General features: G+C 35.8%; 28 protein-coding genes and 1 pseudogene. 18 read left to right on the top strand and 11 right to left on the bottom strand.

The features are described from left to right. Positions 1-15: 15 nt before the first annotated feature. A complete protein-coding gene (locus tag PZ638_RS09365) occupies positions 16-1,392 on the bottom strand; it encodes an amino acid permease (protein ID WP_206277387.1) in 1,377 nt (458 codons plus the stop codon). Positions 1,393-1,622: 230 nt separating this feature from the next. Then, the gene (gene mgrB, locus PZ638_RS09360; RefSeq protein WP_004253482.1) at positions 1,623-1,769 is read right to left on the bottom strand and encodes a PhoP/PhoQ regulatory lipoprotein MgrB; all 147 of its coding nucleotides are present in this window, start codon (positions 1,767-1,769) and stop codon (positions 1,623-1,625) included. Positions 1,770-2,102: 333 nt separating this feature from the next. Here mgrB and PZ638_RS09355 point away from each other — a divergent pair, with 333 nt between their 5' ends. Both PZ638_RS09355 and yidA read left to right on the top strand, forming a co-directional pair. Next, entirely contained in the window at positions 2,103-2,486 is a 384-nt protein-coding gene (locus tag PZ638_RS09355) for a helix-turn-helix domain-containing protein (protein WP_004253477.1), read from the top strand. Between the two features lie 226 nt (positions 2,487-2,712). Beyond that, positions 2,713-3,525, top strand: a complete 813-nt coding sequence (yidA, locus tag PZ638_RS09350; protein ID WP_004253474.1) for a sugar-phosphatase — start codon at positions 2,713-2,715, stop codon at positions 3,523-3,525. Between the two features lie 67 nt (positions 3,526-3,592). On the opposite strand, the gene yddG is transcribed toward yidA, so the two are convergent. Both yddG and PZ638_RS09340 read right to left on the bottom strand, forming a co-directional pair. Beyond that, entirely contained in the window at positions 3,593-4,492 is a 900-nt protein-coding gene (gene yddG / locus PZ638_RS09345; RefSeq protein WP_094960471.1) for an aromatic amino acid DMT transporter YddG, read from the bottom strand. A gap of 188 nt (positions 4,493-4,680) precedes the next feature. Further along, entirely contained in the window at positions 4,681-6,141 is a 1,461-nt protein-coding gene (locus tag PZ638_RS09340; RefSeq protein ID WP_094960470.1) for an alanine/glycine:cation symporter family protein, read from the bottom strand. A gap of 580 nt (positions 6,142-6,721) precedes the next feature. Between PZ638_RS09340 and PZ638_RS09335 the strand changes: the two genes are divergently transcribed. Together PZ638_RS09335 and PZ638_RS09330 are read left to right on the top strand one after the other, a co-directional pair. Continuing rightward, positions 6,722-6,970 carry a DinI-like family protein gene (locus PZ638_RS09335; RefSeq protein WP_004253462.1) on the top strand — a complete coding sequence of 83 codons (249 nt, stop codon included), beginning with the start codon at positions 6,722-6,724 and terminating at the stop codon, positions 6,968-6,970. Positions 6,971-7,343: 373 nt separating this feature from the next. Then, positions 7,344-7,715, top strand: coding sequence for a hypothetical protein (locus PZ638_RS09330; protein WP_036957640.1), 372 nt, complete (start codon positions 7,344-7,346; stop codon positions 7,713-7,715). 59 nt (positions 7,716-7,774) lie between these two features. Here PZ638_RS09330 and PZ638_RS09325 read toward each other — a convergent pair whose 3' ends face one another. Further along, a complete protein-coding gene (locus PZ638_RS09325) occupies positions 7,775-8,152 on the bottom strand; it encodes a hypothetical protein (protein ID WP_094960469.1) in 378 nt (125 codons plus the stop codon). A gap of 286 nt (positions 8,153-8,438) precedes the next feature. Between PZ638_RS09325 and PZ638_RS09320 the strand changes: the two genes are divergently transcribed. Beyond that, the gene (locus PZ638_RS09320; RefSeq protein ID WP_094960468.1) at positions 8,439-8,663 is read left to right on the top strand and encodes a hypothetical protein; all 225 of its coding nucleotides are present in this window, start codon (positions 8,439-8,441) and stop codon (positions 8,661-8,663) included. Between the two features lie 189 nt (positions 8,664-8,852). After that, on the top strand, positions 8,853-9,191 hold the full coding sequence (locus tag PZ638_RS09315; protein ID WP_004253447.1) for a hypothetical protein: 339 nt from the start codon (positions 8,853-8,855) through the stop codon (positions 9,189-9,191). Between the two features lie 40 nt (positions 9,192-9,231). On the opposite strand, the gene PZ638_RS09310 is transcribed toward PZ638_RS09315, so the two are convergent. Further along, complete coding sequence (locus PZ638_RS09310) at positions 9,232-9,735, bottom strand: DUF1543 domain-containing protein (RefSeq protein ID WP_004253444.1); 504 nt, start codon at positions 9,733-9,735, stop codon at positions 9,232-9,234. A 281-nt stretch (positions 9,736-10,016) separates the two neighbouring features. On the opposite strand from PZ638_RS09310, the gene PZ638_RS09305 reads away from it, so the two are divergent. Beyond that, a complete protein-coding gene (locus PZ638_RS09305; protein ID WP_094960467.1) occupies positions 10,017-11,168 on the top strand; it encodes a pyridoxal phosphate-dependent aminotransferase in 1,152 nt (383 codons plus the stop codon). Positions 11,169-11,211: 43 nt separating this feature from the next. Here the strand turns inward: PZ638_RS09305 and PZ638_RS09300 are convergent, their stop codons facing one another. Beyond that, on the bottom strand, positions 11,212-11,556 hold the full coding sequence (locus tag PZ638_RS09300) for a DMT family protein (RefSeq protein ID WP_094960466.1): 345 nt from the start codon (positions 11,554-11,556) through the stop codon (positions 11,212-11,214). A 134-nt stretch (positions 11,557-11,690) separates the two neighbouring features. Here PZ638_RS09300 and PZ638_RS09295 point away from each other — a divergent pair, with 134 nt between their 5' ends. Continuing rightward, complete coding sequence (locus PZ638_RS09295; RefSeq protein WP_094960465.1) at positions 11,691-12,182, top strand: N-acetyltransferase; 492 nt, start codon at positions 11,691-11,693, stop codon at positions 12,180-12,182. A gap of 85 nt (positions 12,183-12,267) precedes the next feature. Further along, the gene (locus PZ638_RS09290) at positions 12,268-13,050 is read left to right on the top strand and encodes a class I SAM-dependent methyltransferase (RefSeq protein WP_094960464.1); all 783 of its coding nucleotides are present in this window, start codon (positions 12,268-12,270) and stop codon (positions 13,048-13,050) included. A 46-nt stretch (positions 13,051-13,096) separates the two neighbouring features. On the opposite strand, the gene PZ638_RS09285 is transcribed toward PZ638_RS09290, so the two are convergent. Further along, entirely contained in the window at positions 13,097-13,435 is a 339-nt protein-coding gene (locus PZ638_RS09285) for a hypothetical protein (protein ID WP_226616956.1), read from the bottom strand. A 211-nt stretch (positions 13,436-13,646) separates the two neighbouring features. Next, positions 13,647-13,985 carry a GlpM family protein gene (locus PZ638_RS09280; protein ID WP_004253427.1) on the bottom strand — a complete coding sequence of 113 codons (339 nt, stop codon included), beginning with the start codon at positions 13,983-13,985 and terminating at the stop codon, positions 13,647-13,649. A gap of 357 nt (positions 13,986-14,342) precedes the next feature. Here PZ638_RS09280 and PZ638_RS09275 point away from each other — a divergent pair, with 357 nt between their 5' ends. Then, the gene (locus PZ638_RS09275) at positions 14,343-15,995 is read left to right on the top strand and encodes a methyl-accepting chemotaxis protein (protein ID WP_206277901.1); all 1,653 of its coding nucleotides are present in this window, start codon (positions 14,343-14,345) and stop codon (positions 15,993-15,995) included. A 207-nt stretch (positions 15,996-16,202) separates the two neighbouring features. Next, positions 16,203-17,045 (top strand): MBL fold metallo-hydrolase, encoded by an 843-nt coding sequence (locus tag PZ638_RS09270; protein ID WP_094960462.1) that lies wholly within the window; start codon positions 16,203-16,205, stop codon positions 17,043-17,045. Between the two features lie 91 nt (positions 17,046-17,136). Here the strand turns inward: PZ638_RS09270 and PZ638_RS09265 are convergent, their stop codons facing one another. After that, a complete protein-coding gene (locus PZ638_RS09265; protein ID WP_004253422.1) occupies positions 17,137-17,526 on the bottom strand; it encodes a nuclear transport factor 2 family protein in 390 nt (129 codons plus the stop codon). A gap of 829 nt (positions 17,527-18,355) precedes the next feature. On the opposite strand from PZ638_RS09265, the gene PZ638_RS09260 reads away from it, so the two are divergent. The 3 genes from PZ638_RS09260 (at position 18,356) to tam (ending at position 20,609) form a co-directional block, all read left to right on the top strand. Further along, the gene (locus PZ638_RS09260) at positions 18,356-18,565 is read left to right on the top strand and encodes a hypothetical protein (RefSeq protein ID WP_094960461.1); all 210 of its coding nucleotides are present in this window, start codon (positions 18,356-18,358) and stop codon (positions 18,563-18,565) included. Positions 18,566-18,895: 330 nt separating this feature from the next. Further along, positions 18,896-19,783 (top strand): PhzF family phenazine biosynthesis protein, encoded by an 888-nt coding sequence (locus tag PZ638_RS09255; RefSeq protein WP_206277980.1) that lies wholly within the window; start codon positions 18,896-18,898, stop codon positions 19,781-19,783. A 67-nt stretch (positions 19,784-19,850) separates the two neighbouring features. Further along, the gene (gene tam / locus PZ638_RS09250; protein WP_094960460.1) at positions 19,851-20,609 is read left to right on the top strand and encodes a trans-aconitate 2-methyltransferase; all 759 of its coding nucleotides are present in this window, start codon (positions 19,851-19,853) and stop codon (positions 20,607-20,609) included. A 53-nt stretch (positions 20,610-20,662) separates the two neighbouring features. Here tam and PZ638_RS09245 read toward each other — a convergent pair whose 3' ends face one another. Then, on the bottom strand, positions 20,663-21,019 hold the full coding sequence (locus tag PZ638_RS09245; RefSeq protein WP_164455553.1) for an MmcQ/YjbR family DNA-binding protein: 357 nt from the start codon (positions 21,017-21,019) through the stop codon (positions 20,663-20,665). Between the two features lie 841 nt (positions 21,020-21,860). Between PZ638_RS09245 and PZ638_RS09240 the strand changes: the two genes are divergently transcribed. The 4 genes and pseudogenes from PZ638_RS09240 to PZ638_RS09225 all read left to right on the top strand — a co-directional run. Then, positions 21,861-22,184 (top strand): helix-turn-helix domain-containing protein, encoded by a 324-nt coding sequence (locus tag PZ638_RS09240; protein WP_004253408.1) that lies wholly within the window; start codon positions 21,861-21,863, stop codon positions 22,182-22,184. A gap of 55 nt (positions 22,185-22,239) precedes the next feature. Beyond that, complete coding sequence (locus PZ638_RS09235; protein WP_094960458.1) at positions 22,240-22,470, top strand: helix-turn-helix domain-containing protein; 231 nt, start codon at positions 22,240-22,242, stop codon at positions 22,468-22,470. A 479-nt stretch (positions 22,471-22,949) separates the two neighbouring features. Next, on the top strand, positions 22,950-23,207 hold the full coding sequence (locus PZ638_RS09230; protein ID WP_094960457.1) for a YjhX family toxin: 258 nt from the start codon (positions 22,950-22,952) through the stop codon (positions 23,205-23,207). 40 nt (positions 23,208-23,247) lie between these two features. Beyond that, a pseudogene (locus PZ638_RS09225) lies at positions 23,248-24,363 on the top strand (SAM-dependent methyltransferase); the annotation flags it as partial. Positions 24,364-24,366: the final 3 nt, after the last annotated feature.

Raw genomic sequence — 24,366 nt, 5'->3', positions numbered from 1 at the left:
ATCAGAAAATCAAATTTAGCTCAGCTGTTGGCTTTTAGCTAAATCTTGCTTTTTAGCCCCTGAGAACTGGTACCCAACCCATAGAACCGCTATCCATAATGGCATAATTAATACCGAGATGCGCAAGCCGTCCATTGTCAGGATAATCCCTAAAATTAACAGCAAAAATGCTAAGCATAGATAGTTCCCAAATGGATACCAAATGCTTTTAAATTTCGTTTCAACACCTTGTTTGTTCATTGCCGCTCTGAACTTCAAATTTGAAACACAAATCATAATCCAGTTCAGAACTAACGTCGTCACAACCAATGACATTAATAATTCGAAAGCTTTACCTTCCATCACAAAGTTAATTAAAATCCCGCCAGAAGTCGCAATACCTGAAACTAATAATGCCATGACTGGAACGCCACCTTTATTCACTCTTGCAAGAAATTTAGGTGCATTACTTTGTTGTGCCAAACCATACAACATACGGCTTGTCGCATAAGCCCCGCTGTTATAAACAGACAACGCAGCGATCAAAATGACAACGTTCAACGAATTAGCAACCAGTAAATCCCCTAATTCGTGGAAAATTAATACAAATGGGCTTGTTTTGCCATCAAGGTCAACCCAAGGGTACAACGCTAACAATACAGCTAACGAACCAATATAAAAAATCAAGATACGGTACACAACTTGGTTTATCGCTTTTGGAATGCTTTTATCTGGGTCTTCTGCCTCTGCGGCCGTAATACCGACTAGCTCTAAGCCCCCAAATGAAAACATAATAATAGCCAAAGCCATTATTAGCCCATTAAAACCATTAGCAAAGAAACCGCCATACTCCCATAAGTTACTCACTTTCGCTTGTGAGCCACCATGACCGCTAAGTAGTAAGTAGCAACCAAAAATAATCATAGCTACGACAGCAATAACTTTAATCAATGCAAACCAGAATTCAGTTTCCCCATAAGAGCGAACATTAACCAAGTTAACGGCATTTACCGCAATAAAAAACACCGCGGCAGAAACCCATATCGGGAGTTCAGGCCACCAGTGTTGCATATATTTACCTGCGGCCGTCAGTTCTGTCATCCCAACAAGGATAAACATAACCCAGTAATTCCACCCGGAGAGGAAGCCCGCAAAACCACCCCAATACTTAAATGCAAAGTGGCTAAATGAACCCGCGACAGGTTCCTGAACAATCATTTCTCCCAACTGGCGCATGATAAGAAAAGCAATAAACCCACACAATGCATAGCCCAGTAAAACTGATGGCCCTGCCATTTGTATGGTTGTTGCTATTCCGAGGAATAACCCTGTACCAACAGCGCCTCCCAAAGCAATCAATTGGATATGCCTATTTTTTAATCCCCGCTTTAGCGTCTGTTGCTGTTGCGCCATAACTTTACCCTTTCGTCCTCTTACTTGCTTTTTATCGCCCAAACTAATGATAATGACACAAGTTTATTTGAATTTTCTTATTAACACTACATTCTTCTGGCGTTGTTTTTACCCTATTCTACGAACCAGAAGCTGGTGCTATTAGTTATTTTTTTTCATCACATAACAAAATGATACCACAGGATAGTTACCCCAACTCAATATCATGGATTGTGCATTAAAAAGCAAATTCAAAATGGTAACAAGTCAGTTACACGACAAATACCAAAAATAAAGTCCTCTCCACCTTGGTCGCACAGGCTATCCATCGCTAAAAGATAGAGAAAAATACAGGCCAAGATTGCACTTATAACAATAATTAATTTACGACCAAACACCGATAATTCCTTCATATTTCTATGATGATTTTATTTTTCAAATGATTACAATACTAAGGTACTGCCATTTTATGATTGATATCACTTATGGCATTGCACGTAATGCGTTTATAAAATAAATGGTACTCTAATTTCGAGCCTTAAATTTGAGGAAAATATGCAATTGACCTCTTTTTACAAAAATTTCGCTCATTTTAGGTGCTATTGGCCATTAACTTATTCTGATTGTGCTTTTTTTATCCTAAAAATAGGAAATACCGCACAAGCAGCCTTTGTCATGATGAAATGAAGTTGTGTATACTTCTGCTACCGTAAAACTAGAAAACATTTGAGATGCCACAAGATAACCACTTAGCACTTGTTTATGCTTTGAGTAAATGGATAGAAGAACACTTAGGGCGCGTGATCCACTTAGAAGAGCTCGCGGCTTATTCAGGCTATTCACTTTGGCATATGCAAAAAATTTTTAAAGAAGTCACAGGGATTTCACTGGGTAAATACATCCGCCAACGCCGTCTTGCTGGTGCGGTTAACTTACTGCGCAACAGCAACCAGTCTATTTTCGATATCGCACTGGATTTTGGTTTTGGGTCACAGTCCCACTTTACCTATATGTTTCGTAAGGAATATGGCATTACGCCATTTGATTTTAGACAGAATGACCAAATCCAATTAGATGTTAAGCAACCGCTTCATTTGATTCATAATTATGAGTGAGAATATTTTAGCCGCATTAATCTATTGATTCACACACTAATGCTATAAAACATTGTCATTTCAACCTTTGACTATTGAACAGAGTTCCTGCGTTATATTCTGTTCAATTTCACATCAAATACTCATTATTCTAGTACGCGTAAAAATTATAACTATTTGTATAATTTACATTCCGAATAATTGGAGTAAGGTATTGGCAGAAAGCACGAATTTTAGGAGGCATTGGATGTCAATCAAACTGGTCGCCATTGATTTAGATGGCACATTACTTAACTCCCAACACCAAATATCTCCCGTAGTAAAAGAGGCCATCACACAAGCCAAGCAAAAAGGTGTCCATATTATTTTAGCCTCCGGTAGGCCATTTTCGGGTATATCCCCCTACCTGCGGGAATTAGATTTAAATACAGCGGATAACTACTGTATTAGTAATAATGGTAGTGTCATTCACCAAGCCAATGATGGCAGTCATCTGGCAGAAAATTTGTTAGATTTCGCTGACTTCCAATATTTTGAGGAACTGGCTAGAAATGTCGGGGTCCACATGCATGCTCTTGCGGATAACAGCATGTTCACGGCAAACCGCCATATTAGCCACTATACGGTGGCAGATGCTTATCTAACCCACACTCCGCTTATCTATTGCCCCGTTAATGAAATGGACTCTTCTCTGGAATTTACTAAGTTTATGATAATTGACCATCCAGAAAAATTAGATATGGGTATCAGCTATATTCCAGAGAATGTCTTTGATAATTACTCTTTAACTCGAACAAGCCCATATTTCCTTGAGGTATCAAATAAAACCTCAAGTAAAGGCGCAGCGTTAGAATGTATCTGTGAAAAACTAGGCATTACACCGGACAAAGTCATGAGTATTGGAGACCAAAACAATGATATTCAAATGCTGCAATACGCCAGTGTTTCTGTCGCAATGGGCAATGCTTTAGAGCCAATTCGCCAAATGGTTAAATTTGTCACCACAACCAATGATGAAGATGGTGTTGCCGTCGCCATTAATAAGTTTATTAATGTATAAGTCCGCAAAAAATTTCACTTCAGTATATTTTCCGTTGCAGCGCTTACACCAGTATGCGCTGCCATTTTTAACCGTGTATTGGTTTTTGCCTAGTCGCTAAAAAGCAAATCACCGACCCCATTGTCACCATTAACACACCCTGCCAAAAACTTAACGTTAATGCGGTACTTAACAACATAGACGCGAATGCTGTCGATATAACTGGAGTGAAATAAGAAAGCGTCCCTAGAAAAGCCACATTGCCCTTGATAACCGCAAATGTCCATAATGCATTCGCCCCACCAGTCGCAATAGAGGCAACGAGTAATAACAACAGGCTTTCGCTATTGATAATAAACGCTGTTGGCGTACTAAAAAAATACAAAATCCATAACCCAATAGAAGTCATGATGAAAAATAATACCATGCCATTGTGACCACCAGAAATACGCTTGGTAACATTACTATAAAATGACCAAACAATGGCTCCAATAAAAGCTAAAAAATAACAAAGTGGGTTACTTTGTATATTTGCCAAAATAGTTTGCACCGACAATGGCTGATTGCCTGAAATTACCCAGATCAACCCCATAAAAGCTAAAACCAACCCTAATCCTAATAATAAAGTGAAACGCTGGCGGTTAAAAAACACAGCAAGTGCGATAGTAAAACTTGGCCACAAATAATTCACCATACCAAGTTCAATAGCTTGTTGCCGGTTATTAGCTAATCCTAACGCCAAAACAAAACAGATTTCATAGCTAACAAATAACACCGTTCCCCAAAGCAAATAGCGTTTAGGATATTTCGTTATTTTTGGTATCCCCATAACGAGTACCAATACAAGCGAACCGACTGTATACACTAATGCAGCACCACCCACAGGCCCAAAGTTTTCACTTACACTACGGATCAGCCCTACCATTGTGCTCCACAACAAGATTGATATAACCCCATACAGCGTTGCGGCATACTGATTCAATTTCATAATTTTCTCAGCTATTTAGTTTCGAAATTGGTATTTATTGTAATAATACATTTATTTTATCACCTTAAAAAACCTTATAGCTCAAATAATTATAATGCAAGCGCTTATTCTTATTACGCATTGATAATATTTCATAAAAAAAATTCTCAGGCTATCACCTAAGAATTTTATGCTTAAAATGTTTTGTATTAGCGAGATGTTTCTTTCTCAACCCACTTATCAACTTCTTCTTTTTCCCATATCCCTTCCTCAAACTGTTTCTTTAATTCAGGGTGTTGATTGATATCAAAAGTCGGTATTTTGCCGGCAACTAACTGCTGGTTATAATCTTTAGCAAGTTTGAAAGCGATACCCGATAATAAAAGGATCGCAATTAGATTAGTTATAGCCATTAAGCCCATCGATAAGTCTGCGAGTTTCCAAATAAATGGCATTTCAGCGAGCGCACCAAACATCACCATACCCAACGCAGCTAAACGAAAAATAAATAACCCAGCTGTATGATTATTCTCGAGAAAAATCATATTACTTTCGGCATAAGCATAATTAGCAATGATTGATGTAAATGCAAAAAAGAAGATAGCAATTGCAATGAACGTACTTCCCCAGCTACCGACAGCAGAAGAAAGAGCAAGCTGTGTCAATTCAATCCCATTAATGTTATCCATTCCACTTTCTAGAACGCCAGATGATAAAATAATAATGGCGGTCGCACTGCAAATAACGATGGTGTCCATAAATACACCGAGCATCTGTACATACCCTTGTGACGCAGGATGTGGTGGATAAGGTGCCGCAGATGCCGCTGCATTTGGTGCAGACCCCATCCCAGCTTCGTTAGAGAATAACCCCCGTTGAATTCCTTGTGTCATTGCCTGGGCAACACCATAACCGACAGCCCCACCCGCAGCCTCTTGCAGGCCAAATGCATTTCGAATTATCAGCATAAAAACTTCAGGTAATCGTTCAATATGGTGCCCAACAACCCAAAAAGCTAATAGCAAATAAGCTAACGCCATAACTGGAACAACTAATTCAGCAACTTTCGCAATGGATTTCAATCCACCAAAAATAATAACTCCGCTTAATAAAACTAAGCCAATGCCAACATAAATTGGATTGAAATCAAAGGCGACTGCGGTTGCTTGAGCAATAGAATTAGCTTGTACTGCATTAAATACTAAACCAAAGGCAATAATCAGGAAAATGGAAAATAATACGCCCATCCAGCGTTGGTTTAAGCCTTTTTGCATATAATATGAAGGCCCACCTCGATAGTTTCCTTTATCATCTTTGGTTTTGTATAACTGTGCGAGAGTACACTCAATAAAAGACGTAGCCATTCCGAGTACAGCGACGACCCACATCCAAAAAATAGCACCTGGCCCACCTGCTGTTAGCGCAATTGCAACTCCGGTTAAATTTCCTGTGCCGACCCTAGCGGCTAAACTTGTACATAATGCCTGAAAAGATGAGATACCCGCACTATCGGACTGTTTACTATTTTTTAAGACACTAAACATATGGCCAAAATGCCTAATTTGAATAAACCCTGACCGAAGAGTAAAATACAGGCCGGCACCCAGTAATAAATAAATAAGTAAAGAACCCCAAATAAAATTAGTTAATGAGTTTATAAATTCTATCAAATTACACTCCTTTTTTATTAGAACGATTAATAAATAATTAATCGAAAATCAAAACCTCACATTTAAAATATAACTCCAGAAAAAGGAGTTCAGCTTACAAAAGCCAAATCATCTTAATATGATTATCAGAAATTATATTTTTTTATCTTTAATGTAAATTGATTTTCGCTTGAACAATCATTAACTACATTACGTTTTAATAAAAACAAGTTAGACATTTACAAAAAAAGACATGTAACATGTTGAAAAATCTAAGCATGATAAAATCATTTATTATTTAACAAAAAACCAATCAAATGATTGAATTATAGTATTTATTTTAATCAAATAGTCACTTAAACAAATAAAAGCCTATTATTTATTTCACATCGTCAATTTTAATTAGTTTATCCTCTAACTAAAACATTTTTCATATTAACTTTATTTAACTCATTTGCTATTTGGAATATTGACTCAATGAATAACGTTAATTCACAACGCCAAACCAATCAAATTGCAATCATCATAATTAGATTATTGCTTATGCTTTCACTTAACAATAAACTGAGCTTAATTAAATTTATAAACAAGAGGTTAACGCATGGAAATTAATATTAAGTTATCTGATGACCCACTTTCTCAGCTCCCTGAAAAATCATATGAATCCTTCATTGCAGAACTGAAAGCTCGCGTTTTAGAAGTCTACCCTGGTAGTTATCTATTGATTACTCATGATAATGGCCCAACAACCTTTCAAACTAAAGGCTTTCATGATGATAACGAAGCACATATTGTTTTACATGAACTTGTCGAAGATGTATTAAAACATGGTCATTGGTTAAAACAATAAGCTCTCTGTGAGGTTATGAATAGAACCAGCAGTGGTCTGCATGATCGCTAGCTGGTTGTTTTAACTCTCCTATATTTCAATAACGCTCTTCCAATATTTATCCAAACTCTGATCAAGATCATACTTAATCTTAACTTTCACCAAAATAAGTGGAAATCGCTTTACCTCACACCGTTATATGGTAATGTATATAACGTAATTTTCATTTACATTGCTTTTGCTAATTATAGCGGCCAGTATTTATACTGGCTCTTTTTTATGAAATCATGCTAAAACCCATTCGACATCCCCCGTTTTAGGTCTAATCTGCTATAGTATTTCTCTAATACCAGATAGAGTTATTATTCATTGTGTGCAAAATAGAGGTATGACTATGAAGCGTTTATTACTGGCTTTTTGCCTGGCCCCAGCCCTTGTTATGGCTGATAATGCCCCATTAAATATTAGTGAGATAGCCAACGATTATTGTGAAATCACAGGTCAAGCACTAAGTGAAGCATACAGCACTGACAAAACTAGCAGTGAATTAACCCAAGAAACCATTGCTAAACTGAAAAGTGAAAATGTCGATCTCAAGCAATTAGCCACTGTTGAGTCAGACCTCCGCAAAAATCTAACTTCAGCGATTGATACCGTACGTAGCAATAAATCTAAATTTGCTAATGAAGCTGACTTCAATAAATCATTAAATGATTCTGTTTCAGCTTGTAAAATTCAAACTGAACTTCTTTTGAATAAATCTTAATCATTTAATTTTTCTAGGAAACAAAAAAGCGCTCAACTTTTACTTTGAGCGCTTTTTTATCAATTAGCTTGTTTTTTAACACACAACTGTTCAATAGAAAATTGTAACTCCGGTGTTTCACTAATAATCAGCTGCCCATGTTCAGAAAAACTCCCTTCCTTAACAATCACATTCGCAACAAATGGCAGAGCGTCGTCTTGGGAAGATAAATGGTATAAGCCACAAACTCGATAACTCTCCCCTTCCTTAAACTCATTTTTTTGTACTATTTCAACATCACTAAACTCAACTGCTGATGAGTTGCCGAATTTCTTTTCCACCAAGCTTTGTGCTTCATTTTTAACATCTGAATCACCAATACTCGTATAAGAATGGTATGCAAATACTCCTAAAGCCAATAGCAGTACAATCAGTAATTTTGTTTTTATACGCTTCAACGCATCACCCTTTCTACTTTATGATAAATCGAACTAGTATAAATGGATTATATCAGTTTGAATAAACAATTTGAGCTTTTGGCTCTACTATTTGATATTCCCTCTAACCAATTGCTATTTTCTCATAAAACTCGAAATTTAATATTGAAAACTATTCTAAAACCTTCCTATCACTATTGATTCAATTTATATCTATTAACTTAACATTAATAAAAAAAACATTTTTTATTTTGTTAGCTAGTTTTATACTAACCTCTATACTATTAGGCTAATTTAATCTATTTTTATGAAAGAAAAGATCGTTAAAAATCTCGTTAACTTAACTCATGGCAATAACAATGATGTTAAAATAGCTGCAATAAATGCATTAGGTGATTATATTTGTTCAATTGAACAAGAAGCCGCCATCGATAGACTGTTAGTATTATGTGATGATTATAATAAAGATATTGCCGTTGCATCAATTATATCAATCAGTAAACTCGCTAAGTTTTTCAATGAAAAACAATAAAACAAAATCAACAGAGAATTATAATTTAACCTCACTCTCATTTCATTAACAAACTATTTTCATTGTGAAGAAATAATGAATATAAAGTGATTGAATTATGGTTTATTCATTTAGATAAGTAAATGTAATTGAATTACATAATTAGAATGGCAGAATGATAATTAATAAATATTCTAAAGGAGATATCACATGAATATATTAAAGCCATTAATTCTTAGTGCAAGTTTAATCGCTATCAGTTTTTCAACATTTGCTTACCCAGGGGATGGGAATGGTTCATGGCACCGTGGTGGGTACCAAAACCAACACCAATATAATGATAGACCTTGTGATAATTATCGTCACTCTAATTATGCAAATCGTCACCGTGGTATGATGCAGTATTCAACATCAATTCAAACAGCTCAGCCAGATGAAACACTGAAAAAAATTGCTGCAGATGCTCCTAAAGGAGAAAATGGTAAACAATATATGGTTAAAGTTGCAGTTGTAGAAATTACGCCTAATACCCCTGTACAAGGTCAGTAATTTTTACCAAGGGTAGAATAACACTACCCTTGGTATTATTTTATATTCCGATTGGCTGGTAACCTTGCCACTGAGGAATAAAGTGATTTCCATTTTTATTTTCAGTTAGATGTATATAAAAATCACCAACTTGTTGTAGTAATAAGCAATCATCCACATCTTTCAAATTATCTTTATGTTGTTGCTGACTATTTGTTAATAGCGCCTGAAGTGCTTTTTGTTTAGCCTCATGTGCAGTTTTAGCAACGAATAAATCAAACTCGTGTAATTCCGCAAGGTTGCTTGGAATATATCCACCTACATTAACAAAATAAAGGCGATATTCACTTGTTGAGGGTTCTTTTCGTAATTCTATTTCAAACCCATCTGCCCAATTAATCACTGCATAGCCATCAATATGGATCTTGTCTTTATCACCAAACCAATTTTCTCTTAATGTCGGCCAAGCATCTGTAGGTTGCTCTGCTGCCACAAACTGAACATCATGCACTTCAATATTAGATTTACCTGCGTTACCACCCACATAAAACATGTATAGCTTCATTATTGTTCCTATTATATAGCCAAATAATCATCATATAAATTATTATATAACGAATTTAATTCATAGCACAATTACTTATTATTCTAGTCACTCCCGAGTTAAAAAATTTTATCTTTTAATATCAATTAAATAGATAAGGTTGAATTTCCTATGCAATGATTTGAAATAGTTAACCCAAACAATAAAGTGAATAAAAAGTCATTTTATCTATATAATTATTTACTTTGAGATAATTATGAGTAATCTAATACATTCAAAAATAATAATTTCAGGGAATAACTATGGATCGTCGTTCATTTCTTAAATCCAGCTCATTAGTGGCTGGTGGGCTTGCGCTTAATTCATTGTTTAATCATGCGGTTGCACAAAATAGTAACATTGTCTTACCGAGTGAAAAACACCCATTACTATTGAATTTCAATGAAAACTCATTAGGGATGTCCGAAAAGGCTAAAGAAGCTATCATTAAGGCATTACCTAATGCATTCCGCTACCCTGATGATGCTCGTGCTGAATTACAGAAGAATATTGGTGAGCTCTACAGTTTATCCGATGAGAACATTAGTATAGGCAATGGTTCATCTGAAACCATTCAAGCCACTGTCGCGATGTTGGCAAATAAAGCGAAGAAACGGGGTATCAATATTCAGCTCGTCACACCTGACCCAACATTCAATTATGCAGAGCTATACTCCCTACCATTAGGGGTGACGATAACGAAAATTCCTTTAAAAACCGATTTATCATTTGACTTAGCAAAAATGGAACAAGCCGCTAATGACTTTGATGGTTTATCAATGGTCTATATTTGTAACCCAAATAATCCGACGGCAATGATCACGCCTTATAGCCAGCTTGATAAGTGGCTGAGTAAAGACTCTGACAACACATTTTTTATCGTTGATGAAGCTTACGCTGAGTTTGTTGAAGACCCGAACTTTACAAGTGCTATTGAATTAGTCAAAAAAGGTCAAAACAACCTGATTGTCACACGTACCTTCTCTAAAATTTTTGCCTTAGCAGGCTTAAGAGTCGGCTATGGGGTCGCAACTCCCGAAATTATTGCTGCTGTAGATACGTTTTTATCTATTGATAATACTAATACAGCAGGTGCGGTTGCTGCGATTGCATCACTAAAGGATAAATCATTTATTCAATACAGCCTAAAATCCAACGATATATCGAGAAAAATCGTAGAAAAAGCATTAAACGAAATCGGGCTGGAATATGCTCCATCACAGGCTAATTTTATTTTCCATAAAGTTAAAGGGGACGTAAAAACCTATCAACAACGTATGGCTGATGCTCATGTCATGGTAGGTCGTGAATTTCCACCAGCGGTTGGCTGGAATAGATTAACGCTAGGAACCCCCGAGGAAATGCAGCAATTTGTTGTAATACTGAAACAATTCCATGAAAAAGGATGGGTATAAACTAAGTCAAATCCAAAAAGAGCAGCTCAAACTGCTCTTTTTGTTAAAATGGCCCCTTAAATATAAAAAAGGCCCCCGCAAAAATGAGAATAAAACCTATTAAATGATTAATGGTAAAACTTTCACCTAAATACAACACCGAAAAAAGAACAAAAACACAGAGTGTTATCACCTCTTGCATTGTTTTTAATTCAGCTGCACTGTAGTACTGATGCCCTAACCGATTAGCTGGCACCGCAAAACAGTATTCAACCAATGCAATTAACCAGCTAAAGAAAATAACAACATACAGTGGCTTTGTTGTAAATTTTAAATGTCCATACCAAGCAAACATCATAAATACATTTGAAATAACAAGTAAAAATACTGGATAAAATTTAGTTAACATACTGATTCAATAGACAAAGAATAAATAACCGATATTATGGGGTTAGAAGTAACACATTACAATGTGCTCCCACAAATCCCGCTACTCTTCATATCATAAATTTAAACGTATTTAGCAATCATTACGAGGGAATAATGAATATTAAATATGAATTAATGACACAATCAGATTGTCCTGCTGTGGCTCAATTATTGCAATCTAATTCTGAATCCCAACAAGGTGGGTTACTCGGTGAATATCCTCAAGCTAAAGTCAACGCTATGTTTTCAGGGAGTCTAACTACTGTTATAGCCAGAGATGGAAATAAAATTATCGCAGTCGTATTTAGCTTTGATCCTCATTCTTCATCCCTACCCGCTATAGCACATTTGATCATTAAACAGCATACGGAAATTATACAGAATAATTGGTTCTATGGCCCTGTTTGTATTGATAGAAATTATAGAGGAAAAAATATTCTAAAGAGCCTTTTTGATAACGTTTGTTCGTATAACCAAGGAAAGCCTATTGCATTTATCAATGCAGATAATCTTAGGTCCCTTTTTGCACATAAGAAGATAGGAATGAGTAATGTCACTAATTTTGAATTTAATGGCACCCCATATCATTTAATGGTAGGAAATTAATTATGTACTAGCTGGTACATTTTTATTTCAATTTGCTCATTTTTTGCTACACTGTGACAAATTATTGTATGCAGAGGGTCTTTTTATGACAGATTTCATGAGTGCCAACCAAAAAGCATGGGATAAACAAGCAGAATCGCAACTTGCTTGGTCAACCCCCGTTGATTCCAAAACTATCAATGAAGCTAAAAAAGGAAAGTGGCAGGTTCATCTAACTCCAACTCCTGTTGATGACGCTTGGTTAGGTGATGTAAAAGATAAAAAAATTCTCTGCTTAGCCTCTGCTGGAGGACAACAAGCTCCAGTACTCGCTGCCGCAGGGGCGAATGTGACTGTTTTTGACTTTTCTCAAAAACAGCTTGAGCAAGACAAAATGGTGGCAGAAAGGGATAATTTAACATTAGAGATTGTTCAAGGTGATATGCGCTCATTACACATGTTTGCGGATGAATCATTTGATATAATATTTCACCCTATTTCTAACCTGTATATTCCAGATGTTAACCCGGTCTGGCAAGAATGCTACCGTGTTTTAAAACCAAATGGACGACTGTTATCCAGTTTTTTTAATCCTGTTGTTTTCATTGGAGAACGTGATAAGCGATATGATGAGCAAGGCATAATAAAACCAAGTCATACTATGCCGTACTCCGAGCTATCTACCCTATCAATAGAGCAAATAGCGCAAAAGCAAGCAAGGCGAGAAGCTTTTGTGTTCGGTCACTCATTAACAGATCTTATTGGGGGGCAAATAAAGGTAGGCTTTTATATCACTGGCTTTAAAGAAGACTGGCAACCTAATCCACGATTTGTCGTTGATAATTATCTGCCCACATTCCTAGCAACGATGGCAGTTAAAACAAATTAATATTATTGGTGCTCGTTTTGTTTGTCACTCAACGAGCTATATTAAATTAGCTTCTTTTACAATACCTGTCCCACACAGATTCAAATTGCTCTGCGGGAATAATATCATCTGTTTTTTCTACAAAAGGAATGGATATCATTACCTTGCCAGCTCTATTTTTATGGAGTCTAACGATAAACCTTTTATAGCCATGGGGTAATTCATTTTCAAAACCAAAGACTTCGCCACAATAATAGCCAGTTTCATCCCCCTCTTCACTTTTGGTCAATACATAGTATTGAACATTTTTATAATTTGCAGCTGAGGGGTAAGCAAGAAAATCTTCGACAGAACTTTTCACTCGACCTTCAGTATCTAACTCAGGATCAAGTTTAATTTCAGTCATAATTCCTGCAATATACGCGCAACCAGCAACTAATAATAATACCAAGGTTCTTAATAACATTTTAACTGTACAACTCAATGGAAAACACTGCTTATCATTATAGTTAATACTTAGATTTTTGCGACTATAACCCATAAGGCTTAAGCTATCAGCTTATCGTGATAGTTTAGTTTTATCATTATTTACAGTTAATTATTTCTCCCTATGTTATTTATTGAGTGAGTTGCCATATATAAACCAATATTGCTGCTGTTATTATCCAAATAACAGTTGCAATACTTAAACTTCCCCAAGCCGTCATTTTCGTTGCTAGCAAATATACCGTTAATAAATACATTGCATAAGGGATGAGTGACCACAACCCAAACAATGCCGTTTTTCTTAGTGCTTCTGTGCCTTGTTCTTGTACAACGATAACATGTGCAATTAATGCAAATGTAGGAAATAATGGAACTAAACCTGCAATATAGTAAATTTTACTACGCGAAAACAGTGCAATAATCAATACAGCTAAAGCGCCTAAAAGGCATTTAAAGAATAAAGAAAGCATACCGCACTCAAAGCCAAAGTTTTAAAGGTTGACTATTATTATCACAAATAATTCGTAAATTAACTGTATTCTAAGTAGCAATGTACAACAATTATTTCCTCCCATTCTCTCTCGATCAGTAAAACCCCTTAATTACTTTCAATTTTATGAGCTAAGTCAAATTGTTGGATATAAAGTATCCAGAGTTAGTGCCGATACATTCATTTAGTCCCTACGCCTGATGCTTCCGCGTGACTACATATAACTTTTTAGCTATTGGACAACTTCGATTTGCTCATGGTTAATCACGTTATGTTTAGAAGTCGTACTTAGTATGCGTGCAAACATACTACTCGATGGTATGAAAGGAAATAATCAATGATGTCTGGTAATTTAAAAAAAATTAATTTTAGTTCAGCCAAATTCTCTTTTTCTGGTTTTAAAACGACAACTCTAGTCTGGTTTATTTCAGGCCTGCTCATCGTCCTTCTTCTTTCAACCTGTTGGTTTTTCTTTAGTTCTTTAAAGCAATATCAAGAGACATTATCCAAACTCGACACTATTTATAATGAACAAACACAACTGAACAATACGTGGCAATCTTTATTACAAGCACGTAACACATTGAATCGCGCTAGCTCTCGTCATTTATTGGTTATCAACAAGATGAAAACATCAAACACTGACATAGATAGCCTCATCGAGTTTTATCATAAAAAAATAACAGAAACAGGAAATTATTGGGATGCATTCACATCCACCTCAATTTATAAAAACGGTGATGAATTTGCTGAACTAGAAAAATCATATAAAGCGTTATATGCTGCATTGAATGAACTTTCTGTATTTTTAGTTCAAGGAAAAACATATGACTTTTTAAACCAACCGACTCAAGGGTTTCAAGATACATTTGAGAAAAACTACGTTAATTATCATCAACAGTTAAATAGTAATTATCATGATATTGCTCTTGCAAGTGAGCAATTGTATAAGCAAAGTTTGATTGGCTTAATCGTTACTATCTCAATCGTTATCCTCGTGACTCTATTTATTCGATTTATTCTACAGCTTTTCTTTATTCGCCCACTAAACCAAGTTATTGATGGTATTGAGAAAGTTAGCCATGGCGTTCTATATCATACCTTTGATAACAAAGGTTTATATGAAATTAAATTACTTAAACAGCATGTATCTAATATGCAAAGTAAGCTGATTGATATCGTTAAAAATATCTATGACAACACTCATCATATAAAAGTTGAGCTTGGAGATATCACCCAGATGAATCACGACCTTTCTATTCGAGCAGATCAACAAGCCGCGGCAATTGTCGAAACCGCAGCCAGTGTCGAAGAACTTGATTCATCTTTTAAATTAAATACAGCTCACACCAACCAATCGTGCCAATTGATGTCAGAGACAAGTGTAACCATTGAAAAAAGCAATGAACTTATTTCTGATGTTGTAGAAAACATGGATGATATCGTCGATTTTTCAAAAGAAATCAGTAAAATCACCTCAACCATTGATAATATTGCTTTTCAAACTAATTTATTAGCATTGAATGCCGCTGTAGAAGCTGCCAGAGTGGGTGAACATGGCAAAGGGTTTGCGGTCGTTGCAAATGAAGTGCGCGAATTATCAATTAGTTGTACTCAAGCATCCAAAGAAATCAAGCTATTGATTAATAATTCAAATGATAAGATTAACCACTGTTTCCAATTAGCAGCGGATGCAAATGACAATATCGTTTCAATTGCACAAGACACATCTAATATCAATGAAATGATCCAAAGTGTTGCGCTTGCCTCAAATGAACAAACCCATGGGGTGAGTCAAATACATCTAGCAATCAATGAATTAGATAACACCACTCAAGCGAATGCAGCTATGACTCGTGAGTTGCAATCATCCTTAAAAGCTTTAGAAGCTCAATCAGATCTATTAGAAGATATTATGTCTATTTTTCATACAGAGCCAACCAATCCCCATGAAACAGGTGATGAAATTCAACAAGAAGTAAAGAAGTAAAAAAATTTGCCTAGCAATGTATAAGCTTATATCGCAATTTATTTAGGAGGTTGACTCTCGATAGTCTCCTCCGACCTTTTTTATAATTTTCTCGTATTCCTCTCATTTCCTCATTTTTTATAATTATATTTTATCGCCATTTAGTAATTTGTTACTGTTTATCTGATACAACAGATTACGATTACTTCTATTAAACATGAGCTCATGATGACAATAAAAATTACTGTTCTTGTAGATAATAATACCCTGATTGATAGTTATTTTTGTGGTGAACCCGGTGTTTGCTACTATATCGAAGCTGATGATAAAAAAATATTATTCGATACAGGTTATTCAGATATATTTATTGATAATGCGAATATTTTACATATTGATCTTGCCGATATTACTGACCTGGTGCTTTCTCACGGCCACAATGATCATACATGGGGCTTAGGTCACCTAATTCAACACTTTGACCGCCGTAACATTGAAGCACCTGAAACTAAACACCTGATATACCATCCGGATGCGCTAATTCCCAAAAAATTTCAATCTAAAGTCATCGGGACAAATACATCTAAAGACATTTTAGCTTCTTATTTTCATTGTATAGAAGCGACAAAACCATACTATCTTTCTGAAAAGATAATTTTTTTAGGCCAAATTCCTAGACTCAATAGTTTTGAGGGAAAAGAGCCAATTGGTACTACACTCGACTTCAATCATAATATCATTGATGACTATGTGTTTGATGACTCAGCACTTGCAATTAAAACGTCTGAAGGCCTAATTGTAATAACGGGTTGCTCTCATTCTGGAATTTGTAATATTACTGAATATGCAAAGCATGTAACTGGCATAAATAATATTGTCACTGTCATAGGTGGATTTCATTTACAGCAAGCATCAAAAGAAATTTTGGAAAAAACAGGTAATTACTTTAACCAGCAGGATATAAAATTTATACACCCATGCCACTGTACAGATCTCAACGCAAAAATACATTTGGCAAAATATGCACCAGTACAAGAAGTTGGTACTGGATTACAGTTAATTTACCCAAGTTAATATAAGATAGAATAAAAGTAAGGTAAAACCTTGTTTTAATATGGGTTTTACCTACAATAGTAGTATTCAGTATTGTACAAGCAATAAAGATTTAGGTTCTTGAGCCTAAATCTTCATCAGTATTATTACCTTTAACCATTCTTGTTAATTCTTCGCAACGGGTAATTTTTCCATCTTCTATTTGAAAACAAGCAAATACCTCAAATTCACTTACTGAACCATCTTTTTTAGTGGCTTTTGCCAGATGTTGAGTATGAACACATCCATCCCCCTCTGCGATAGATTTAATAGTAATAACAATCGACTCAGTGACTTCTTTCAATACCTGCAAATGTGTAATAAATTCATTAAAATCAATTTGTTTTCCATCAACAACTTGAATATATTTATCCGAAAAATACTGTTTAGCCACAGGCAATGAACCAATATTCTCACCCAATACCGCATTTAATGCTTGTATTACCCACTGTGCATTAGTCATCTTTTATCCCTTACATTAAAAAGATTATTTATAACTGTTATGGGAGTAATATTTTATATTTCAAGTCAAAACCGATTTAATTATCTTTTTAATTATATTCCTTTACTATACTTCAATAATTTCCCATTTATCCGTGAGATAATCTATAAAATAATACTCGTTTTTACTCTTATTATGTTTTTGTATTCAGTCAAAACCTTACATTCATCTCGCTAACTTTAGTTTGATTTATGTATTATTCTCAATAAGTTAATCATAAGCATTAGATATCATGTAGTTACACTCACTTGGAATTAGGTTCTAAAAAAAGAAATTAATATTAAAAAACAATGAGTTGCTTAGTAATTTCAAACGCAAGCCCCCCTGTAAAACATTTATTTTAATTTTATGCTTACTCTGATTTGGATTAATCCTTAATCACTGGTATTATCTGATAGCCTATCTAAACAACAGGCACCTTATAACAATAACTATAAATATACATTTCCATTAGATACCCCTGCTTGCAGGGGCTTTTTTTGCTAAATGATGGCATACCTTAGAAACAACGCCCTTCAATAACCTGTGATATTTTCCTCATTTTGCTACCCACTAGATCTTATTGAATAAATCGGACGATTATTCAACGGAATAGGTATCTATCATGGATACTATAGGTGATGACGTCTCCATAACTTAAACTTAAGTAATAAATCGTGAGAAATTTATATATTTATTATGATAATTTTAAGAACAATGACAGTTACAATTTTTAACTATTTGTAAAGGAAATAAACATGCAATTAGAGTAAATTAATTAATAATTATAATTTACATAAAAGGTACTTTTATGCGATTTAATCTAACTCAAGTAAATATATTAGAAGAAAATACAAAAGTTACAGGCTTGCATATAACTTTGATCGGTGACGACAACTCCACTCATACACTTAAAATGGATATCAAAGGGTTGGATACCATGAATATGAGTTTAAGAGACATAGAAAAATATGCTATTAAACAACTTAAACATAGCTTTGAACATTGCTCTAATGGTTGAGACTTATTACCTAGCTTAGGTAATAATAAGTTTTATTACCATATAAATAAAATTTTTTACTATTCATCTGGATATTGAAGGGTTTTGTATATTTCTTCCGCATAATTTTATGCAGCATATATTTCAATTATTTTCACCTGCATCAAAATAAATCACCCAACTTATATCAAATATTCAATCAACTTCAACTTAACTCTTTATAATATTGAGTTCTGCATCGCTATCATGTTATCTCAATAGATTTTTTATATTTATTCTATTATACAATGAGTTAATGCTAATATATTGTCTATACTTCTTGTTAAATTTTAACCAATCAATAAGATCCCCATGCAAAATAAAAATACCGATTCAGTTGAGCAAGCTATCCTGGTATACCTTGTCAATTCTTTCACACAAAATAATTCTGGTGGTAACCCAGCAGGTGTTGTCCTCAACCCGCCAAAACTCAGCACTTCACAAAAAATTGCTATTGCGCGGCAGGTCGGTTTTTCAGAAACTGCATTTGTCTATAACGGCGAAGAAACTGATTTTATAGTAGATTTCTATACTGCTGAAGGTGAAGTTGATTTTTGTGGTCATGCCACATTAGCTGTGTTTTCTACTTTAGCTTCACTTAAGCAACTTACTGATGGGCTTTACACTCAAAAAACCAAAGCAGGTATTCTGAGCGTGTCTGTTAGCCCAAATAACATCGTTATGGAGCAAACACTACCAACCTTACGCAATGGGCTCAGTATCAATGAAGTAGCAACAGCCCTTGGCATAACTAACGAAGTTATTGCTGAAACAGGCTTACCTATCATGATAGTTTCAACAGGGTTACCCGACATTATTATTCCAGTTAAAACTGGTCATTTAGATTTGCTACAGCCTAATTATGAGGCAATAGCAAGGCTAAGTCGTGAATTCAAAGCTATCGGTTTTCATGTATTTGAGCTAAACCATAACTCTTCGACCACAGCACATTGTCGAAATTTCGCACCGCTCTACGGAATAAATGAAGAATCAGCAACAGGCAGTGCTAGCGGAGCCCTTGGCTGCTATTTGGTCAATTATGTTTTACCAAATGAAACTCATTTTTTGTTTGAACAAGGTCGTGCAATGGGATGCCCGTCATTAATTCAAGTAACAATTAACTCGCAAACAAAAAATATTATTCAGGTAGAAGTTGGTGGTCAAGCTGTTCTGATGGGTACGCAAATAATTCATATTTAGCCAGAAATACAATATGCTCAGCCATAGGTTATGATTTAATTATCTAATAATACAATGAGGCTCACACATGCAAGATTGGAACCCAGACTTGTACCTACAATTTAAGCGGGAAAGAACTCGTCCATCATACGACTTACTCAGTCATATTCATGTCTCTAACGCATGTAATTTAACTGATTTAGGTTGTGGGCCCGGTAATTCAACTCAGATACTTCGTGAAATGTATCCATTAGCAAGAATAATGGGAGTTGATAATTCTCCCGCTATGTTAGTTGAAGCGAGAAAGAATCTTCCTGATTGCCAGTTTACAGAAGCGAACATCGCAACCTGGGTTCCTGAAACCAAGCAGGACCTTATATTTGCCAATGCATCCTTACAATGGTTACCTGATCACAAGGTATTATTTCCTCACCTAGTTAACCAACTACAAAGTGGCGGTATTTTAGCCATTCAGATGCCAAATAATTGGAATGAACCCACGCATGCTTTAATGCGCAAAGTAGCCAATGAGCAATCCATTTCTGCGGTATATAGAACAGCACTTTTATCAATAACTGAATATTATGATTTGCTTTCAGCTACTACCTGCTCTGTTGATATATGGCAAACAACTTATTACCATGTCATGCCATCTATTGGTTCAATCATTGATTGGTTAAGAGCAACAGGGTTAAGGCCTTACCTTGAAAACTTAAATGAAAAGCAAAAAGAGCAATTTCTCGCACGTTATCATGAATTATTAACAAAAACTTACCCAAAACAAGATAATGGCTATGTTTTAATGCCATTTCCTCGATTATTTATCATTGCTAAAAAGCTTAACTAGCTAGTATAGAAACTTTTCCTAAGGATGGGGTAATCTAGCAAGATAATAAACTGTTATGCTGTTAACTTATAACTATCTTCGATTAACTCTTTGAGTTCACTATCGGTAAGGCTCCCTGGTAGCTTTATCGTAATCCAATGCTCTTTATTCATATGATATGCAGGATAAATATCGTCTTTTAACCGCAATGAGCCAATGAGTTCAGGGGCAGCTTTAAGGTTGACGATATTAACCATCTCTTCATTTTTATTTGTATCTAATTTATTTGATGAAATGCGCATAATAACTGCAAACCATTTTGCGTTATTTCTTCTTCTAAAAACAATATACTCAGGGAACTTCCCCCAAGGGGTCTCAGGATCCACGCCATAATTATGCTGAATATAATCAACCAATTCACTTCGGTTCATGTTATCACTCCAGTTCATTAATGAGCTTCACCCATATCAGCCATATCAGCCATATCAGCCATCCTCACTATTGCATTTCTTCTAGTTCACTACCTTTTTTTTCAAAAAGCGTGACTTCGGGTTACACAGTATCTGCATATAGTTATACGTTATATATTACTAAAAAGCAGTATAGCTGTATGAATTCCACCATTGTATCCCTCAAGAAATAGTTTCATACTGAAACATAAAGTGAAAATTTAACCTCCATAATTAATCTCCTCAAGTATATAAAATCACTGCCGATACTCTAAATAATTGCGGCTAGATTTAATATAAGCACATTATTATTTACGATAAAATCAGCACATAAGAAAATTTTCTAGATTGTTTTATCACTATTAAACCAGTTATTTTGTAACAAAATATTTCAATTGATAATATTTTATTTCAAAAATGATACAACGTTGTAAATAATAATATTATTATATGTATAAATTAAATAAGAAAAATCGAATGTAAATACAAAATAAATAAAATACTAAACAATAAGCATAATTTAATCATTGGAATTAATATTCAAGATACCATAAAAAATGAAACCACAAATACTCTTATTGCGTGTATTTGCAATTGCCGCTTCATTTGTCTTGCAATATTTTAAAAACAAGAAATATCAAATTAATTGTTATTTATCATGAAATTAAGCCTAAACAAAAATAAAATCAAACGATTGATTTTTTCGTATCAATCGTTTATACCGATGAAAAATATTCCATCAAGCGTTATAAACGATTGTACTTAATATTATTATTTGACTAATTTTTATCTCAGAAAATTCTTACTCACTATAGAGGTTAATATGGATCGTGCTATTTTAAATAGCAAAGTAAACATCTTAATTGGAAATTATTTACGACAAAAACGCATTGAAAATGACCTAACCGGAGAAGACATAAGCAAATTACTTCATGTCAGCCAACAGCAGGTTTCACGCTACGAAAATGGTATTAATACTATATCATTCAGCCTAATTTTACTATTTTTAATAAAATTAAATATTAGTGTCGAATCCTTCTTTGTTTCTTTATTAAAAGAACTAGAGAGTGATGGCGAAATTATTAATTTAGGATTGCGTTTATATTCAAATTCATTGCCACGTAGAAATCAATACCTTTATCTGTAAATAAATTTAAATAAAATACTGCGCTAACACCAATATAATAGATAGAAAGATAATAATGAAAAAAACCACACAAAGAAATAAGAACCTTGGTGAATATATTAAAAACATTAGAGTAAATAAAAAAATATCAGCTCATGAAATGGCGGATAGTCTAAATATTACAGACAGCCATTATAACGAATATGAAAGTGGAAATGCTTCAATTTATGCAGATCATCTAATAATCATATCTAAAATATTTAATATACATATAAACGTATTTTTAAATGTTTATCTGAGAAATTAAACAATATCTCCCGCGTTAGAAGGCTTGCTCCTGCTAGCCTTTTAACCTTCCTCCCATAATTTTCTTTATTCTTAGACTTGAAACTAAGCCATTAAGTTGAGTAAAACTTAGGATTCATCTTCTGGCACTAAACTAACCATAAACAGAACTCATGGTGCTGCTCTGTTCGAGGAACAGACATTGCTAACAGCATTCTATGTGAATGAACGGGGGAGCATGCCAAAGTTAAAAAAGGAATTTGATGAAGTAAATCACACTTTATTGTACTGTACATACCCATATTTAAATTGTGTGTTAACATTAACCTTGTAAATACCTTTCAACTCAACCCGAGGCTTTGATGCTGGAGAATGTAATCATCCGATAATCAGTTTATCGACCTTTTCAGGCCGAACTGATTATCAATGCGCTGAAATCGAATGCGAACACCGCAGTGTGTTTGCGAGTTTTGCACATGATGATTAAACAGGTTTTCCAGTATGAATTTATCCCGTCAGGAACAACGTATCTTACACGTTCTCGCTAAAGGTGGTCGTATCGCGCACGTCCGCGATGCGTCTGGTCGCATCACCGCCGTTGAATGCTACACCCGTGAAGGGCTGTTGCTCACCGACTGCACCCTCTCCACTTTCAACAAACTCAAAGCCAAAAAACTTATCAAGTCCGTCAACGGTCAGCCGTACCGCATCAACACCACCGGGCTGAATAATGTTCGTGCACAGCTTGATAACCGCTAAGGAGAGCATAATGGATATCAATCCCCTTGATAGGACGCTCGATTTCATCATGATGACGTTTGGAGAACTGACGGATGCGTGCACCATCATCAGCCGCTGCGCACTACGGCTGGAGCCTGATGATCGGCTACTCACTGAAGTCCATACTTTCGAAGAAGTTAAACGTCAGGGAATGACTGAAGCAAACGGTCATACCACCCGTTTCGGCAGCCAGATGACGGCCTGGCGTGATGACGAGTACGTAGCTTGCTCGATAATGTCGGATTTACCCTGCTTCCTCCTCCTGAAAGCCACGACTGGCCAGTCAGCGAGACATTTGAAGGGAAGCTATTTGCTCTGCTGGCTGAAAAAGCCAAAAAACTTAGAGGAACTTCCTCTTAATACTCAACACAATAAAAGGAATTCAGCATTGGATATCCCACGTATTTTTACCATAAGTGAAAGCGAACATCGCATCCACAACCCGTTCACCGAAGAGAAGTACGCCACGCTGGGCCGTGTACTACGCATGAAGCCGGATGCTCGCATTCTTGACCTCGGCAGTGGCTCGGGGGAAATGCTTTGTACCTGGGCCCGGGATCACGCCATTACCGGTGTCGGTATCGACATGAGCCAGTTGTTCAGCGAACAGGCTAAACGCCGCGCGGAAGAACTCGGCGTCAGCAGCCGGGTTCAGTTCATACATAACGACGCCGCTGGGCATGTTGCAGAGGAGAAATTCGACGTTGTCGCCTGCATCGGGGCGACATGGATTGCTGGTGGGTTTGCTGGGACCGTCGGGCTGCTGGCTCAGAGCTTGAAGCCGGGCGGATTCATGCTTATCGGCGAACCCTACTGGCGTCAGCTACCAGCAGCGGAAGAGATAGCTCAGGCCTGTGGCGTTAACGCAATAGCTGATTTCCTGACGTTACCTGAACTTATCCGCGCTTTCGACGGCCTCGGCTATGACGTGGTGGAAATGGTACTGGCAGACCAAGAAGGCTGGGACCGGTATGAGGCCGCGAAATGGCTGACCATGCGCCGCTGGTTGGAAGCTAACCCTGACGACGACTTCGCCGCAGAAGTCAGGGCCGAGCTAACGGTCTCGCCGAAACGTCACGTGACTTACACGCGGGAATACATTGGCTGGGGTGTGTTTGCGCTCATCGCCAGGTAACAA

It is taken from the genome of Providencia hangzhouensis (assembly GCF_029193595.2).
In the GTDB taxonomy this organism is placed as follows: Bacteria; Pseudomonadota; Gammaproteobacteria; order Enterobacterales; family Enterobacteriaceae; genus Providencia; species Providencia hangzhouensis.
The sequence above is the reverse complement of the archived record's forward strand: the minus strand, read 5'-3'. Positions and strand labels throughout refer to the sequence as shown.